Below are 16,098 nucleotides of genomic sequence, written 5' to 3'. Positions count from 1 at the left end.
TGGAATTAGTTAGCAGCGGCTTCTGTAGGTTTTTTAGCGGAAGCAGGTTTATCCGCTTCTTTAGCAGCCTGCTGCGGTGTTTTAGCAGTAGGCGCACCTTGAGCGGATGGAGCAGGGTTTGGATTTTCTAACGGCTTGACGACGACCTCTTGTTCAGGCTTAACTTTCGCGCCACCGATGATAACGACCTGATCTCCTGCTTGTAGACCTTTAGTAACTACCCACTGTCCATCATAAGTACCATTAATAGTGACAGGACGTGCTTGAATCTTATTATTTTGATCAACGATATATACCTGCGTCTCACTCTTAGGTGTACGCATAACCGCACTCTGCGGTACTAAAGCCGCATTGGTAATAACGCTTTGAGTCAGACGTGCAGTTACGTACATGCCAGGCAATAAGATATTATTGCTATTAGGGAATATAGCCCGCAGGGTAACCGCGCCTGTTGATTTGTCAACCTTTGCTTCAGATAAAGCAAGCTTACCGCGTACAGGATAGACTGAGCCGTCCTCTAACACCAATTCAACAGAATTCATCCCTGCCTGTGCTTTGCCTTCAGCTATTTGCTGACGCAACTTTAGCAGCTCAGAGGATGATTGACTGATATCGACATAGATAGGGTCTAAGCGCGAAATAGTAACTAATGGATCGGGCTGACCAGCGCTGACGAGCGTACCAGCGGTGACGCTAGAGCGATCAGTACGACCAGTCAACGGTGCGCGCACGATAGTACGGTTAAGATCTAAAGTACTAGCATTTAAGCCCGCTTTTGAGGTTTGAATGCCAGCTTTTGCGCTTTCAATACCTGCTTGTGTTTGCCCAACGGCGGCAGCGGCACTCTGAACAGCAGCTTGTGCCGTACGAACTTGTGTTTGAGCCTGTTCATATTGTTGCTTAGAGATAGCATCTATATCAACAAGTCCACGTAGACGTTGCAAGTCGTTTTGCGCTTGCGCAAGTGATGCTTGACGACTAGCGAGCTCAGCTTTGGCATTGGCATTATTTGCTAAAGCCGTTTGATAGTTGGCCTGTGCTTGCTGTACCGCAGCTTCACCGCTGGCAACAGAGGAGGTATAGTTATCAGTGTTAATGCGATAGAGAGGCTGACCTTGTTTGACGTTACCACCTTCACGGAATAGGATTTCTTCAATAACCCCATTCACCTGTGGACGGACGTCTGCAGTTTGATAAGCTGCAGTGCGTCCAGAAAAAGTCTGTACTTGGGGTACGCTATCAAAGGTCACGGTCTGGACGTTGACGACGGCTGGCGGCATCTGCTGCTGTGCGGCGGCATCAGCGGAGTCCTCGTTTTTGTCACAGCCAACCAGTACAGCTCCAGATAGTACAGATGCTATTACAAGCGCAAGATAAGAATGCTTCATCAATGTCCTCGTCAATAATGTAGATACGATATAAATAAAATTTTAGTAATAAACTTCAACGTTATATAGGTTCTAACGTCACAGATATGACTATCAACTGGTTCTTTAAGCCATCATAATGATTGATATATAGTAAATCTATAATCTAAATCCTGCCGCACAAAAAGCCGAACCAACTCATATTCTAAGTGGTTAGACCTAATCAGTATCTTATCAATTAAATAGTGAAATCATTCAGCGAGGTTTTAGTATTAAAAACAACCAAATGGTAAAGGTTGGTAAGTAAATTTAGTAGAGTATTATAAACTATAGGGTATACCCTACAGTCAAGCACAGAAAAACAGCTTTTACTTGTTGTAGAAGTTCTATTCTTTCTACAAGTTGGTAAAAACGTTGGAAATAAAAGCGTTACACTAAAAACCTGTAGAAGACTCTGTCTCAACTTGATAAGTAAAAAATTGTTAATTTTTGTTTTTTATACAAGATTAAGACGGATAAAGTAGACAATATCATGAATAAGAACAAGAAAATGAGGCTGTGATGAAAACGGCAACATTAGCAATGAGTAATTGCGATTGAACTGTAAAAGGTTGTTGTTAAACGATGGACAGTGGTAAAAAAATACGATGACATAGGCTAGAAATTAAACATAAACTTTAGTAATTTATCAAAATTTGGTGTTGACGCTTATTAAGGTAGCTGGTGAGTTAGAGCTCCAGCATACCCTATGTGCCTATTGTTCTTATGTTTTTACAGTGGTTGTTTTTTCTATTATTTGCCAGATACAGTATGATGAACGAAGCTTTTTCAATACGATATAACGTTTATAGCAAACGTGCACTGGCAAGCTCAGTCAATTGATATAACCCTTGACGATAGCGATTGTCAGGTAGGGTGCTTAGTGCTTGTTGTGCTAGTTTAGTTTCTTCTAGGGCGCGCTTAGTACAGTAGGCGAGAGACCCAGAGTTTCTTACCAATTCAATAAGTTGCTCAGCATTCGGCGTTTTACCCGTCTGTACCGCAATACGTAGCTTCTCATAGCTGTCTTTATCGTTATCCTTAAGCAATTCAAGTGCTTTGATAGTAGGCAGAGTAGGCTTGCCTTCTGCGAGATCATCACCAAGATTTTTACCCATCAGCTCACTATCACCGCTGTAATCAAGTACATCATCAATAATTTGAAACGCATTACCAAAGTGTTGACCAAAGTCTGCTAATGCTGACAAATACTGGGTTTGCTCTTGCAAGATAGCTGCCCCTTGAGTCGCCATCATAAATAACCGCGACGTCTTGCCGTCAATAATGCTTAGATAGTCATCTTCAGTTGCCGCAGGGTTATGTTGATGCTGGAGCTGTAATACTTCCCCTTCAGCAATATCGCAAGTACCGTCTGAGAAAACTTGTAATAACGGCAAGCTTTGGAATCCGACCAATAAGTTAAAGGCGCGGGCAATCAAATAATCACCGACCAATACCGCCGTGGCATTGTCCCAAGTGGCATTCGCCGTTGGCTTACCTCGGCGCTGTCCTGACTCATCAATTACATCATCATGGACTAGAGTTGCTGTATGCAACATTTCGGTAATGGCCGCCAAATGCATAGCCTGTTGTGATGGTTCATCGTTGAGCATACGCGCACACAACAAAGTAATTAATGGACGCATACGTTTGCCACCCGCATTAATCACATGCTGAGAGACACTCATAACGAGTTGTACTTTCGAGTTAAGACTGCCAAAAACTTGCTTATCCATAATGTCAAAGTCATCAGCAACGATACTTTGAATATCGGCATAACTTGGCGTAGATACAGACGGGGTAGAAGCGTTCGATAAAGTGGTCGTCATAGTAAATAGTCGTATTAATAAAAGGTAGAAAGAATCGTCTAATAGTGGTCTCTTACGAGACTATTAGTGTGCTTATAGTAGCATAGCTACACTATCAAATCGGTGATTAAAGTAAAGTAGGTATTGATATCGCATTGTAAGCTACTGATTGCATGAGTTATAATAACTGTACTTAAGCTTAAATTAACAGCTATTATTATCGTCAAGCTCGCTCCATGGTTTACTTCGCAGAAAGTTTGCTTATATACTTGGTCAGTTAGATGTTAGAGTAAATAGTATTAATATATTAGGTAAGTATCACCAACTTTTAAAAAGAAGAGGCGCGGCTTGCTTTTATGAGCAAAAAGCCGTAAAATCTTGCCTTTAATTTTTCCCTGTCGTGTTCGTCGTAAAAGCGTTGGTATGATATCAGCCACGGCACACGGGTTAAACGGAGTCATACAATGTACGCAGTAATCAAAACTGGTGGTAAACAGCACCGTGTAGTCGTCGATGAGCTTTTAAAAGTTGAATTACTAAAAGCAGAAACAGGCGAAACAATCAAATTTGAAGACGTGTTGATGGTTGTTGACGGCGATAACGTCAAAATCGGTCAGCCTGTCGTTGATGGCGCTAGCGTAGAAGTTGAAGTGGTTAAGCACGGTCGTGGTGACAAAATCCGTATCATCAAGCACAACCGTCGTAAGCATTATCACAAAGAACAAGGTCACCGCCAATGGTACACCTTGTTAAAAATCAAAGCCATTAATGCCTAATTGCCCATTTAGCAATTATTGCTAAAATAGCGCACTAAATGCTTAAGAGTTATCGCATCAGCGATAAGTCACATTAACAAGGAGATTTTCTCATGGCACATAAAAAAGCTGCCGGTTCGAGCCGTAACGGTCGTGATTCAAACCCAAAAATGCTAGGCGTTAAAATCTTTGGTGGCCAAGCTATCACAGCTGGTAACATCATCGTTCGTCAACGTGGTACAGAATTCCATGCAGGTGAAGGCGTTGGCATGGGTCGTGATCATACTTTATTTGCACTGAATGACGGTGTGGTAAAGTTTGCGACCAAAGGTAAATTTAACCGTCGTTATGTTATGGTTGAAGGCGAGTAGTTATCGCTTTTAAGCACAAGCTGCTTTATGGTATGTAATTAAAGCAGCTTGCTACATATTAAAGTCCCTATTACCGATTGGTGATAGGGGCTTTTTTTATGACTAATATTATAATTAACTCTCTAATTATTGTTGATGATACAAAAATTTCAGAATGAAATATTGTAACTACTGTCGTTACAAGTGTGTATGGCAGGCGTAGTATTGATTGCAATTGAAGACTAGGCGCGTAATAAAAAAACTGGCACACTGTGGTCATTGGTTAATAGCACTATATTTGTTGAGAGTTAATTGAAATACTTTTAATAGATAAGCAGCTAACGACTAATGGTTAGATCAAAATAAGGAGTTTATATCTTTATCGCGATAACTCACAATGCACGTGATTTTATTTAGTGCAATAGATGAACACAACAAAAACGCAGTGATCTAACTTTTATAACCATTGATTGAAATTTTATTTTTATTACGAGAGGAAGAATTATGACTTTATCTACTACAGTAAAACAAAAAATGATGAGTGGCGCCTTGGCTGGTGTATTGATGACCACGCTTGGTGTTGCAGCGCCAATGATAGCGTTGACTCAATCGGCGACTGCTGCACCTGCTGATAATTTGGTAGCAGCCAAACGCTTGAACAAACTGTTAACCAACACTAAAAGTATGACCGCCAACTTTACTCAAACTACTAAAGGCGCAACCAATGGTACTTTTAAGGGTTCGATGAGCGTTCAGCGTCCGAATAACTTTCGCTGGGAAACTAAGTCGCCATCAGAACAATTGATTGTGGCAAATGGTGACTCAATGTGGATTTACGATAAGGATTTGGAGCAAGCGACCAAACAAGGTGTGGATAGCCAAGTAGGCAACACGCCAGCACTATTACTATCAGGTGATCCAAGTAAAATCGACAAAAACTTTAAGATCACTCAGCCATATGAAAATAAAAACTACTATGTGCTGTATCCTAAATCAGGTGACGCCAGCTTTAAGAATCTATCGGTAAGTTTTAGCGGTGGTAAGCCAGTAATGATGGTACTTAATGATACATTGGGACAAACTACTTCAATTAAGTTCAACGGCATCAAACTTAATCCAAGTATCAGTAGTAATCAGTTCAAATTCACGCCACCAAAAGGTGTGGATGTGATTAATCAGTAATTAGTTGATAAATAACGAGTCAGTAAAATACAGTATAGTTTACTGATTAACAGTCTCATGATTGACAAAAGGGCAGACCAATATTTGGATCTGCCCTTTTTTATGAGCTAAAATAAGTGACTAAAAGCTGCTGTACCTAGCAATATTTACTTAAAGTAGAGTTATGGATAGGTTGCAATTAGACATATTTGGTTTACAATATCCGCAGTCTTGCTATGCATGTTAAATGCTCCATCATATAATGCTAATATCTTGAAATAAGCCTACTAAAAATTTGATGTTTGACTCAATTGCTTGATATTTTTTAGTATAAATATCGAGCCGTTAATCAAATTGTCTATTTTATTGTGGTTTTGCCAATGTGTAGCACATTTTTCTTGATGAGATACATATTTTGTAGCATATAAAGTGACCACTCAATGCAGTTAAAAACTGGCTTTTGATTGGTGATATGCGTATAGTGAGCAAACAGTTTATGCCAGTTGTCACGCCATTGTTGATCACGCGTAATGAGTTATTAAATCAATTAAATGTCTAAATATGATATTGATTTAATAAATTTATCTTGCGTCTTTATTAGATGGATTTGATGACCAGCCTTTATCTAGGTATGCCACAGTTTTTACTGATAGGATAGCTGGAGATTGCCAGTCTTTCTGCTCTAGACTTTGTCGTCAGAGTTTAGTGGATTGTCTTAGTCATTCTCAGCACTTAGATAAATTTACGGTTGGTATCATCTTATACCGTCGTCAATAATCTTGATAATTGGTCGTTACCAGCACAGCCTTTGTGTTTTCGTCTGCGTCAAGTACTGTCATTCCATTTTGCTCTATATAGTAATGGTCTGCAGTACTTATGACACTAGATTGGGTGAGGAGCACGTATTATCATGTCTGCCTATAATTGGTCAGCAGTTGCCTTTATTCTAGCCGCTATTGGGCTAGTTGTTTTTATGCTGACTGTTCCGCGCTTACTGGGCGGTCGCTCTCAGGGCTTACAAAAAGAAGAGATATTTGAAGCGGGTGTTGTCGGATCTGGCAACGCCCGTATTCGTTTGTCTGCTAAATTCTATTTAGTGGCTATCTTTTTCGTTATTTTTGATTTAGAAGCGCTGTATTTGTATGCTTACGCGGTTTCAGTTCGTGAGGCTGGCTGGCTTGGATTTGCAGCGGCTACGGTCTTTATTACTGTCTTAATCATTGGCTTGATATATGAGCTAAGTTTAGGCGCTATGAACTGGGCACCTGCTGATAAGCTGCGTAAAAGACCACGTCTCTATGCTGCACCAGCTGGCTTTAATTTAGGTGATATCACCAAGTTCGATGGCGTTGATGAGCTAATGGTGGACCCTACTGGCAAAATACCGGCGCAGTCTTCAGGTCAGATTAATGTCTCAAATAATATTGAGGCCAATCGTCGTCATTTACAAAGCATTGATCATATTAATACTACAGGTAATATTACCTCTGTGGATTTTGCGACGTCTGCACAACCGCCTAACATTGAACGTTAACCGTTTTTGCTCATAGCTATCTTTGCTTAGAAAGATCTGTAAATTGTTGATAGCAACGATATATATAATGACAATGTCAGTATGTTTATATTAATGGTCAATTATTAATCATAAAAGTTATGGCGATAGTGATAACAAGACAATTGCCACGCTTTGCTTAATAGAAAGGTTGTATGTTATGAAATACACATTAACAAAAGCCAACCCTGATGCAGATGTCTATCCTGCACAGTCTCGCCAAACGGTCAATGATCCTATTGAAGATGAAGTCAATAAAAACGTCTTTATGGGTCGTCTCGAAGACCTCGTTCATTCGACAGCAAACTGGGGGCGTAAGCACTCACTATGGCCATTCAACTTTGGTACTTCTTGCTGTTATGTTGAATATGCCACCACTTTAACTGCGGTTCATGATTTATCACGTTTTGGTGCAGAAGTTATTCGTGCTTCGCCTCGTCAGGCGGACGTGATGATTGTCGCCGGTACTTGCTTTGTCAAAATGGCCCCCGTTATTCAGCGCTTATATGAGCAAATGCTTGAGCCAAAATGGGTCATCTCAATGGGTGCTTGTGCCAACTCGGGCGGCATGTATGATATCTATTCGGTCGTGCAAGGCGTGGATAAAATTATTCCTGTCGATGTCTATGTACCAGGTTGTCCCCCGCGTCCAGAAGCGTTGATTCAAGGTCTTATGTTATTGCAAGAATCTATCACTAAAGAGCGTCGTCCGTTAGGTATTCATATGAATGATCAAGGCATCTATCAGCCACAAATGACGCCTGAGCGTGACCGTAAACAAGCAGATCGTATCGCTGTGAAAAACTTGCGTAGCCCAGATAGTATTTAGTCTGAATAGTGTTTAGTTTGGTAGCTTGGCTCAATAATTAGTAGTCTGTAAAAGTATGCATACGCTCATCATAGTTCAGTTATGATTAATATAGTTCGGTTATGATTAACATAGTTTAGTTATGATTAATGAAGGAATACATCATTCATGGTCACGGTAGTCGAAAACATAGATCCTAAGATTAAGCCTGTCCCAGCAGTTATTAAAGAGCTGGAACATAATTATGCCGGTAAGTTCGTCGTGCAGCAGACTGTTGATGATATTCCAACCGTTTGGGTGGCACGTGCTGATTTGCTCGATGTACTGTTATTTCTGCGTAAGCTACCAAAGCCTTATGTCATGTTATTTGACTTGTCAGCGATAGATGAGCGTTTACGCCAACATCGCGAAGGCTTACCAGCCAGCGACTTTACGGTGTTTTATCATTTGATGTCACTTGAGCGTAATAGCGATGTGCGTATTAAAGTGGCGCTGAGTGAAGATGATTTAAATGTACCTAGTGCTACCAATATTTGGCCAAATGCCAACTGGTATGAGCGCGAAGTGTGGGATATGTTCGGCATTGTCTTCAGCGGCCATCCGCACCTAACCCGTATCTTACTACCTAAATATTGGGAAGGTCATCCATTACGTAAAGAGTATCATGCGCGTGCGACTGAATTTACCCCTTATTTCTTGAATACTGCTAAACAGCAGTATGAGCAAGAAAATCTGCGCTTTGTCCCCGAAGAATGGGGTATGAAACGTTCAGGGCGCGATGAAGACTTTATGTTTTTGAACATCGGTCCCAACCATCCATCTGCTCACGGTGCTTTCCGTTTGGTGCTACAGCTTGATGGCGAAGAGGTGATTGACTGTATTCCAGATATTGGTTATCACCATCGTGGCGCAGAAAAAATGGCTGAGCGTCAGACATGGCACTCATTCATTCCTTATACCGACCGTATTGATTATCTCGGCGGGGTAATGAATGAGCTACCGTACATCATGTCGGTCGAAAAGCTTGCCGGTATCACCATACCAGATCGCGCGCAAACCATTCGCGTGATGATGAGCGAGTTTTTCCGTATTACTAATAACTTACTATTTGTTGGTACCTTTATTCAGGATGCGGGCGGTATGACCCCTGTATTTTATATGTTTACCGATCGCCAAAAAGCGTATGACGTCATCGAAGCCGTGACTGGCTATCGTATGCATCCAGCTTGGTTCCGTATTGGCGGTACTGCTGCTGACCTGCCACGTGGCTGGCAGCGTTTGGTTCGTGAGTTTTTAGACTGGATGCCTAAACGCTTGGATGAATATGTCAAAGCAGCGCTACAAAACAGCGTGCTTAAGGGCCGTACCCAAGGCGTTGCGCAGTATAATGCCAAGCAAGCACTTGCTTGGGGTGTGACTGGTGCAGGTTTGCGCGCGACAGGCGTGGATTTTGATCTACGTAAAGCACGTCCATACATGGGCTATGAGAACTACGACTTTGAAGTTCCTGTCGGCTATAACGGTGACGCTTACGACCGTTGTATGATTAAAGTCGAAGAGATGCGTCAGTCATTACGAATTATTCGTCAGTGTATGGATCATATGCCGCAAGGCCCTTATAAAGCTGATCATCCGCTAGCTGTACCACCACCAAAAGACCGTACCTTAAACGATATTGAGACTTTGATTAATCACTTTATCTCAGTATCTTGGGGTCCTGTGATGCCAGCGGGGGAATGCACCACAATCGTCGAGGCGACCAAAGGTCTGAACAGCTATTACATAACCTCAGATAAAGCGACGATGAGCTATCGCACGCGTATTCGTACCCCGACATTTGCACATTTGCAGCAGATGCCTTCGGTGATTAATGGCTCACTGGTGTCTGATGCCATTATGTATTTGGCATCGATTGATATTGTGATGGCAGATTGTGATCGCTAATGCTTTAATCTAAGAATTGTAGTTTTAGAAAAAGATACGTTAATCAATATATTATTGCCAAGTGGCACACCAAAATGCTGTCATATTTCTATATAACGATAGTCGCAATAAGGCTATCAGTAATGTGATAAAGCGTGATGAGTGAGGAAAGATAGAAGATGATGAAAATTGTTTCCGATAAAATGCCAAAAGTAGATGTGGCAAGTATCCTCACCGCTGAGGAAATTGCTGCCATTCATGAGTTTATGCATCATTACCCACAGGCACGTGCCGCCTCACTAGATGCGTTAAAAATTGTGCAAAAGCGTAATGGTTGGGTTGATGATGCGCAAGTGAATGCCATTGCCAATATTTTAGATATTCCGATGACAGATATGGATGGGGTTGCCACTTTCTTTAACCGTATTTATCGTCAACCTGTTGGCCGTCATGTGATTCTTATTTGTGATTCAGTCGCCTGTTATCTGACTGGCTATGAGGCATTATCAGCTGAGCTACGCTCACAGCTAGGTATTGAATACGGTCAGACGACAACCGACGGTCGCTTTACGCTATTACCAATTTGCTGCTTAGGTAATTGTGATAAAGGTCCTGCCGTGTTGATTGACGAAGACACCTACGGCCCTGTCCAGCCTGAAGAAGTTGCCCAACTATTGGAGCTATACGCATGAGATTAACACTTTCAGAGCAGATCGCTCGTCGCGGTCAAGGCAAAGCACCAAGCCAATTGAATGATCAGCGCGTTCCAATTTATGGTGACAAGGCAACAGCGACTAGCGAAACCAAACCTTTAACTTGGCGTCTAGCGCATCATGATGCAGTGCTTGACTTGGCAACTTATGAATCTTTAAAAGGCTTTACTGGTTTAAAAGAAGCGTTATCAAAGTCGCCTAAAGATGTCGGCAATATGATTAAAGCGGCCAACGTTAGAGGTCGCGGCGGTGCAGGCTTTAATGCCGGCCTTAAATGGTCATTTATGTCACCTCCTGATGGCTTGCCACGTTACCTAATCTGTAATGCTGATGAGATGGAGCCGGGTACTTTCAAAGACCGTTTATTAATGGAGCGTCTACCGTTTCAGTTGATTGAAGGTATGCTCATCACTGCCCATGCTATCGGTGCGACTGATGGATATATCTTTATTCGCGGGGAGTATATTTTAGCCGCAGAGCGTTTGGTCACTGCTATTGAAGAATGTCTAGCCAATAACTTAATGGGCGACAACATCTTAGGCTCAGACTTTAGCTTCAATCTACATGTGCACACGGGCGCTGGGCGTTATATTTGTGGTGAAGAAACCGCACTTATCAATAGTTTAGAAGGTCGCCGTGCTAATCCACGTACCAAACCACCTTTTCCACAAATCTCTGGTGCATGGGGCAGACCTACCGTGGTCAATAACGTCGAGACCTTGTGTAATATGCCAGCCATCTTAAATCATGGCGTAGAATGGTATCAGTCACTGTCTGAGATTAAAGGCAAAAGTAAAACCCCAGGCACGAAACTGTTTGGTTGTTCAGGCTTAGTCAATGATCCCGGTCTGTGGGAGCTACCATTTGGCTATACCGCTCGTGAAATCATCGAAGATTTGGCGGGTGGTATGAAAGACGGCAAAAAGCTTAAAGCATGGTTGCCGGGCGGTGCATCGACCGACTTTTTGACGGCTGATCATTTAGATGTGGTCGTTGATTTTGACACGATTCAAGAAGCCGGTAGCCGTATGGGTACTGGGCTGATTATGGTTGTGGACGAAGAACAAGATATGGTGCCACTGCTTCGTAATCTTGAGATTTTCTTTCAGCGTGAATCATGCGGTTGGTGTACGCCATGCCGTGATGGTCTACCGTGGGGTGTTAAATTGCTCACCGCCATTAACGATGGTGAAGGGCAAGTCGGCGATGTGGAAAAACTAGAGGGCCTCACGCGTGACTTATGGATTGGTAAAACATTCTGTGCGCATGCGCCGGGTGCGATGGAACCACTGATGAGTGCGATTAAATATTTCCGTCCAGAGTTTGATCAAAAAATCGCGCAGGCGGTTGGTGTAGATGTTATTGATGCTGCAGCCAATCAACAGCCAGAAGTGAAATAAGGAGAGCGGCATGGCAGTCATACATATTGATGGGACCACCGTCGAGGTAGATAGCGCAGATAACTTGCTACAAGCCTGCTTATCACTCGGCATTGATGTGCCGTATTTTTGTTATCATCCAGCCCTTGGCTCAGTAGGATCGTGCCGTCAGTGCGCGGTCAAGCAATTCCAAAACAAAGAAGATATGGAAGCGGGTCGCGGTCGTCTCGTGATGTCATGTATGGTTGCCCCTGGCGACGATATGTACATCTCGGTCACTGACGATGAAGCCAAAGCATTTCGTAAGTCGATGGTTGAGCTACTGATGACCAACCATCCGCATGACTGCCCAACCTGTGAAGAGGGCGGACATTGTCACTTGCAAGACATGACATATATGTCAGGCCATAGCCGTCGTCGCTATCGCTTTACCAAACGCACCCATCATAACCAAGAGCTTGGTCCATTTATCGCCCATGAGATGAACCGTTGTATCGCTTGCTATCGCTGTGTACGCTTCTATAAAGACTATGCGGGTGGCGAAGATTTGGGTGTTTATGGCTCAAATAACCGCGTTTATTTTGGCCGTGATAAAGATGGCCAGTTTGAAAGTGAGTTTTCAGGAAACTTAACCGAAGTTTGCCCAACCGGTGTATTTACCGATAAGACGCATTCTGAACGTTATAACCGTAAATGGGATATGCAGTATGCGCCAAGCATCTGTCATGGCTGCTCCGCAGGTTGTAACATCTCACCAGGTGAGCGTTATGGCGAATTGCGCCGTATTGAAAACCGCTATAATGGTGAAGTAAATCGTTACTTCCTATGTGACCGTGGTCGCTTTGGTTACGGCTATGTCAACCGCGACGATCGCCCAACGCAAGCGCTTGAGCGTATCAATGACAAGCACGTCAAAATTAATATTGACTATGCGTTAGATGAAACCATCAAACGTATTAAAGATAAAAAAGTCATTGGTATCGGCTCACCACGGGCCAGTTTAGAGACCAACTTTGCCCTAAAAAACCTCGTTGGCTTTGATAATTTCTCAACCGGTCTCAATCATCAGCAGCAAGAACTGGTCAACAAATGTATTGAGGTACTTAGCACCGAGGGTATTTATAACCCAGGTATAACGGATATTGAAAGCCACGATGCGGTATTAGTCTTGGGTGAAGATATTACCCAAACTTCATCACGAGTCGCATTGTCAGTACGCCAAGCAGCAAAAAACGAAGGCCTAAAAATGGCAGCGGCATTACAGACACAGCCTTGGCTTGCCGAACCTGTTAAACGTATCGCTCAAGATGCGCTAAGCCCAGTCTACGTCATTGATGTCATCCAAACTAAGCTAGAAGACATCAGTAAAGTTAGCGTGGTCGCAACGCCTGAAGATATTACCAAGCTTGGTTTTAAAGTGGCTGATGAGATTGCTAATTTTGCGGATGATTTATCAGAAATAACAGATCCACAAACAGTAGAACAAAATGATGATGTGGACGCGATGCAAGCGCTCGCTCAGCAAATCGCTTATGACTTAATACAAGCCGATAAGCCGCTAGTCATCTCAGGCAGCAGCTTATCATCTAATGCCTTGATAGAAGCGGCTGCACAAATTACCCAAGCACTAAGCCAAAAGCGTGCGGCGATTAAAGTCACTGAACAGCAGCAGGTTGAAACGCATAATGCTCTAGTTCGTGATAAACAGCTTCGTGATGAACAGCTTCGCGCCGCTGAAAAACAAGCAGCAACCGCTCAGCAAAGTGAAGATAAAGATCTATCTGCCAAACCGAATAAACCTGAAACAGGCGTTGATACAGAAGCACAAGACGATGTAGAGCGCGAGCCTGCAACTAAACTTGAGCTAAAAGAAGTGAATGACAGCTATCATGTGCAAGCTGGTATTTATTTAGCAGTTCCTGATGCTAACAGCATTGGCGTCTGTATGCTTGGCGGTCAATCAGTCGAAGAGTTACTGGCGACTGATTTTGATGTGGTGATAGTTGCTGAAAATCAGCTCACTGACGCTATCGATGCCAATAAGTTAACCCAGCTGTTAGCAGATAAAACCGTCATTGCACTAGATCATCAGCTACTTGATTGGCATAAAGACGTCGACATTGTATTGCCAGCAGCAAGCTTTGCTGAAGCTGATGGTACTTTGGTATCTGCTGAAGGCCGTGCTCAGCGCTTCTTCCAAGTTTATGATAATAACTACTATCATCCGATGAGCAGTATTAAAGAAGGCTGGCGCTGGTTGCATGCGGTACATAGCAGCATTGAAGGTAGAGATGTCGATTGGACACAGCTAGATGACGTGATTAATGCCTTAATAGCGACACATCCTAAACTTGCTGGAATTAAAGGCGCTGCACCTGATGCCGATTACCGTATTACAGGTCTAAAAATTGCTCGTCAGCCGCGCCGTTATTCAGGTCGTACCGCTATGCGTGCCCCGATATCCGTACATGAGCCAATGCAGCCCAAAGATTGGGATACGGGCTTAACTTTTTCAATGGAAGGCTATAGTGGTAAACAAACACCAAGCTCGATGATTCCTTTTGCCAATGCGGCAGGCTGGAACTCACCGCAAGCATGGAACAAGTATCAAGATAAAGTGGGTGGCAGCCTCAAAAACGGCGATCCGGGTGTACGCTTATTCGATCAGCTAGAGCGTTTAGCCACACGTCAGTATGTTGCACCAGAAGCGATGTCTGCAACCACAACTGACATGCAGCAGGGACAAGCAAAGCTTGTGCCTATTTATAATATTTATGCCAGCTCAATGATGGCTTCGCGTAGCCCAATCGTTGCCGAGCAATTGCCTGTCGCGGCATGGCGTATCGGTATGGACGATGCCAAAGACTGGAATATCACTGAAGGTGATTACTTAGCCATTGAGATTGATAAGCAACAAATTACCTTGCCAGTTCAGCTTGTCGGTTATCTAGCAGAAGGCTGTATCGGTTATCCAGTTGGGCAGGTGAGTATTATCCACCCTTCAATGCCAGCTTCGGTACGCAAAGTAGACGCCCCAGTTACGATGATGGGTAGTATGGCTGACGATAGTGCTTTAACTGCTAATACTAACGATAACCGCGCAACGCAAGTCACTGTAGCTACTACAGCGCCGACCACCACGCAGGAGGTGTAATATGCAAGTTACCCGTATTATCCCTGATGTGCCAAGCTTTTTGGCCGGTAGCATGACCTTTGATACTTGGTCCATTCTATTTATGGTCGCGCAGTCGCTGGTCATTTTTTTAGTAGTAGTCATGGTTGCCGCTATGATGATTGTCTATGAGCGCCGCATGTTGGCCTTATGGCAAGATCGTTACGGTCCAAACCGTGTCGGACCTTTTGGCTCTTTGCAGCTAGTTGCTGACATGCTCAAAATATTTTTCAAAGAAGATTGGACACCAAACTTTACCGATAAGTTTATGTTCACTTTGGCGCCTGCGGTAGCGATGTTTACTGCATTGGCCTCATTTGCCATCATTCCTATCTCACCAACGCTTGGCGTAGCTGATTGGGATATCGGTATCTTGTTCTTCTTTGCAATGGCAGGTATTGCTGTCTATGCAGTGATGTTCGGTGGTTGGGCATCTGCAAACAAGTTCTCCCTATTAGGTGGCTTACGTTCAGCGGCACAAACGATCAGTTATGAAGTGTTCTTAGGTTTATCGTTGATGGGTGTTGTTGCGCTGACAGGTTCTTTTAATTTACGTGAGATTGTTGAGTCACAAATTGATGGCTGGTATATAATTCCGCAGTTTTTCGGATTTTTAACTTTTGTAGTGGCCGGTGTGGCGGTAACCCATAGACATCCTTTTGACCAGCCAGAAGCGGAGCAAGAGCTTGCCGAAGGTTACCATGTTGAATATTCGGGTATGAAGTTCGGTATGTTCTTCATTGGCGAGTATGTCAACGTTGTATTAATCTCTGCGCTAATGACCTGTCTATTCTTTGGTGGTTGGCTTGCGCCCTTTAATTTAGATATTCCATTTGTTCCACCAGCTTTTTGGTTCATGATTAAGACGCTGTTCTTTATGACCATGTTTATTTTGGCTCGAGGCTCCCTCATGCGTCCGCGTTATGATCAGGTAATGAATTTCGGTTGGAAAGTTTGTCTGCCGGTTACTTTGATCAATTTGCTGATTACTGCTGCGGTTATTCTGATTTTTTCTCCAACGCTGTAATTTCGGTAATGATCTGAAGTAATGCTGATAAGGATAATAATCCC

General features: G+C 43.1%; 12 protein-coding genes. 10 read left to right on the top strand and 2 right to left on the bottom strand.

Annotated elements, in window-relative coordinates:
* Positions 1 to 5: 5 nt before the first annotated feature.
* Positions 6 to 1,388, bottom strand: coding sequence for an efflux RND transporter periplasmic adaptor subunit (locus tag ACTQ9S_RS12510; protein WP_440455102.1), 1,383 nt, complete (start codon positions 1,386 to 1,388; stop codon positions 6 to 8).
* A gap of 824 nt (positions 1,389 to 2,212) precedes the next feature.
* The gene (locus tag ACTQ9S_RS12505) at positions 2,213 to 3,235 is read right to left on the bottom strand and encodes a polyprenyl synthetase family protein (protein WP_068326208.1); all 1,023 of its coding nucleotides are present in this window, start codon (positions 3,233 to 3,235) and stop codon (positions 2,213 to 2,215) included.
* A 443-nt stretch (positions 3,236 to 3,678) separates the two neighbouring features.
* Between ACTQ9S_RS12505 and rplU the strand changes: the two genes are divergently transcribed.
* The 10 genes from rplU (at position 3,679) to nuoH (ending at position 16,054) form a co-directional block, all read left to right on the top strand.
* The gene (rplU, locus tag ACTQ9S_RS12500; RefSeq protein ID WP_068034742.1) at positions 3,679 to 3,990 is read left to right on the top strand and encodes a 50S ribosomal protein L21; all 312 of its coding nucleotides are present in this window, start codon (positions 3,679 to 3,681) and stop codon (positions 3,988 to 3,990) included.
* A 92-nt stretch (positions 3,991 to 4,082) separates the two neighbouring features.
* Positions 4,083 to 4,340 (top strand): 50S ribosomal protein L27, encoded by a 258-nt coding sequence (gene rpmA / locus ACTQ9S_RS12495; RefSeq protein ID WP_068034744.1) that lies wholly within the window; start codon positions 4,083 to 4,085, stop codon positions 4,338 to 4,340.
* Between the two features lie 483 nt (positions 4,341 to 4,823).
* Positions 4,824 to 5,501, top strand: coding sequence for an outer membrane lipoprotein chaperone LolA (lolA, locus tag ACTQ9S_RS12490; RefSeq protein ID WP_068034746.1), 678 nt, complete (start codon positions 4,824 to 4,826; stop codon positions 5,499 to 5,501).
* An 889-nt stretch (positions 5,502 to 6,390) separates the two neighbouring features.
* Complete coding sequence (gene ndhC, locus ACTQ9S_RS12485) at positions 6,391 to 7,014, top strand: NADH-quinone oxidoreductase subunit A (protein WP_440455101.1); 624 nt, start codon at positions 6,391 to 6,393, stop codon at positions 7,012 to 7,014.
* 178 nt (positions 7,015 to 7,192) lie between these two features.
* Complete coding sequence (locus ACTQ9S_RS12480) at positions 7,193 to 7,861, top strand: NuoB/complex I 20 kDa subunit family protein (protein ID WP_068034750.1); 669 nt, start codon at positions 7,193 to 7,195, stop codon at positions 7,859 to 7,861.
* Positions 7,862 to 8,008: 147 nt separating this feature from the next.
* A complete protein-coding gene (gene nuoC / locus ACTQ9S_RS12475; RefSeq protein ID WP_068034753.1) occupies positions 8,009 to 9,784 on the top strand; it encodes an NADH-quinone oxidoreductase subunit C/D in 1,776 nt (591 codons plus the stop codon).
* A gap of 161 nt (positions 9,785 to 9,945) precedes the next feature.
* Positions 9,946 to 10,455 carry an NADH-quinone oxidoreductase subunit NuoE gene (nuoE, locus tag ACTQ9S_RS12470; RefSeq protein WP_068038989.1) on the top strand — a complete coding sequence of 170 codons (510 nt, stop codon included), beginning with the start codon at positions 9,946 to 9,948 and terminating at the stop codon, positions 10,453 to 10,455.
* Entirely contained in the window at positions 10,452 to 11,876 is a 1,425-nt protein-coding gene (nuoF, locus tag ACTQ9S_RS12465; RefSeq protein WP_350657483.1) for an NADH-quinone oxidoreductase subunit NuoF, read from the top strand. Before nuoE ends, nuoF begins: the two co-directional genes overlap by 4 nt.
* A 10-nt stretch (positions 11,877 to 11,886) precedes the next feature.
* Positions 11,887 to 15,009 (top strand): NADH-quinone oxidoreductase subunit NuoG, encoded by a 3,123-nt coding sequence (gene nuoG / locus ACTQ9S_RS12460; RefSeq protein ID WP_440455100.1) that lies wholly within the window; start codon positions 11,887 to 11,889, stop codon positions 15,007 to 15,009.
* 52 nt (positions 15,010 to 15,061) lie between these two features.
* Positions 15,062 to 16,054, top strand: a complete 993-nt coding sequence (gene nuoH / locus ACTQ9S_RS12455; RefSeq protein ID WP_203226588.1) for an NADH-quinone oxidoreductase subunit NuoH — start codon at positions 15,062 to 15,064, stop codon at positions 16,052 to 16,054.
* The last annotated feature ends 44 nt before the right edge of the window (positions 16,055 to 16,098 follow it).

It is taken from the genome of Psychrobacter sp. ASPA161_9, from assembly GCF_051970275.1.
In the GTDB taxonomy this organism is placed as follows: domain Bacteria; phylum Pseudomonadota; class Gammaproteobacteria; order Pseudomonadales; family Moraxellaceae; genus Psychrobacter.
This window is presented reverse-complemented; position numbering and strand designations above follow the sequence as displayed.

Bases quoted from the DNA above. Each gene is read 5' to 3' on its own strand.
- ACTQ9S_RS12510 (WP_440455102.1), bottom strand. From the start codon at position 1,388: ATGAAGCATTCTTATCTTGCGCTTGTAATAGCATCTGTACTATCTGGA.
- ACTQ9S_RS12505 (WP_068326208.1), bottom strand. From the start codon at position 3,235: ATGACGACCACTTTATCGAACGCTTCTACCCCGTCTGTATCTACGCCA.
- rplU (WP_068034742.1), top strand. From the start codon at position 3,679: ATGTACGCAGTAATCAAAACTGGTGGTAAACAGCACCGTGTAGTCGTC.
- rpmA (WP_068034744.1), top strand. From the start codon at position 4,083: ATGGCACATAAAAAAGCTGCCGGTTCGAGCCGTAACGGTCGTGATTCA.
- lolA (WP_068034746.1), top strand. From the start codon at position 4,824: ATGACTTTATCTACTACAGTAAAACAAAAAATGATGAGTGGCGCCTTG.
- ndhC (WP_440455101.1), top strand. From the start codon at position 6,391: ATGTCTGCCTATAATTGGTCAGCAGTTGCCTTTATTCTAGCCGCTATT.
- ACTQ9S_RS12480 (WP_068034750.1), top strand. From the start codon at position 7,193: ATGAAATACACATTAACAAAAGCCAACCCTGATGCAGATGTCTATCCT.
- nuoC (WP_068034753.1), top strand. From the start codon at position 8,009: ATGGTCACGGTAGTCGAAAACATAGATCCTAAGATTAAGCCTGTCCCA.
- nuoE (WP_068038989.1), top strand. From the start codon at position 9,946: ATGAAAATTGTTTCCGATAAAATGCCAAAAGTAGATGTGGCAAGTATC.
- nuoF (WP_350657483.1), top strand. From the start codon at position 10,452: ATGAGATTAACACTTTCAGAGCAGATCGCTCGTCGCGGTCAAGGCAAA.
- nuoG (WP_440455100.1), top strand. From the start codon at position 11,887: ATGGCAGTCATACATATTGATGGGACCACCGTCGAGGTAGATAGCGCA.
- nuoH (WP_203226588.1), top strand. From the start codon at position 15,062: ATGACCTTTGATACTTGGTCCATTCTATTTATGGTCGCGCAGTCGCTG.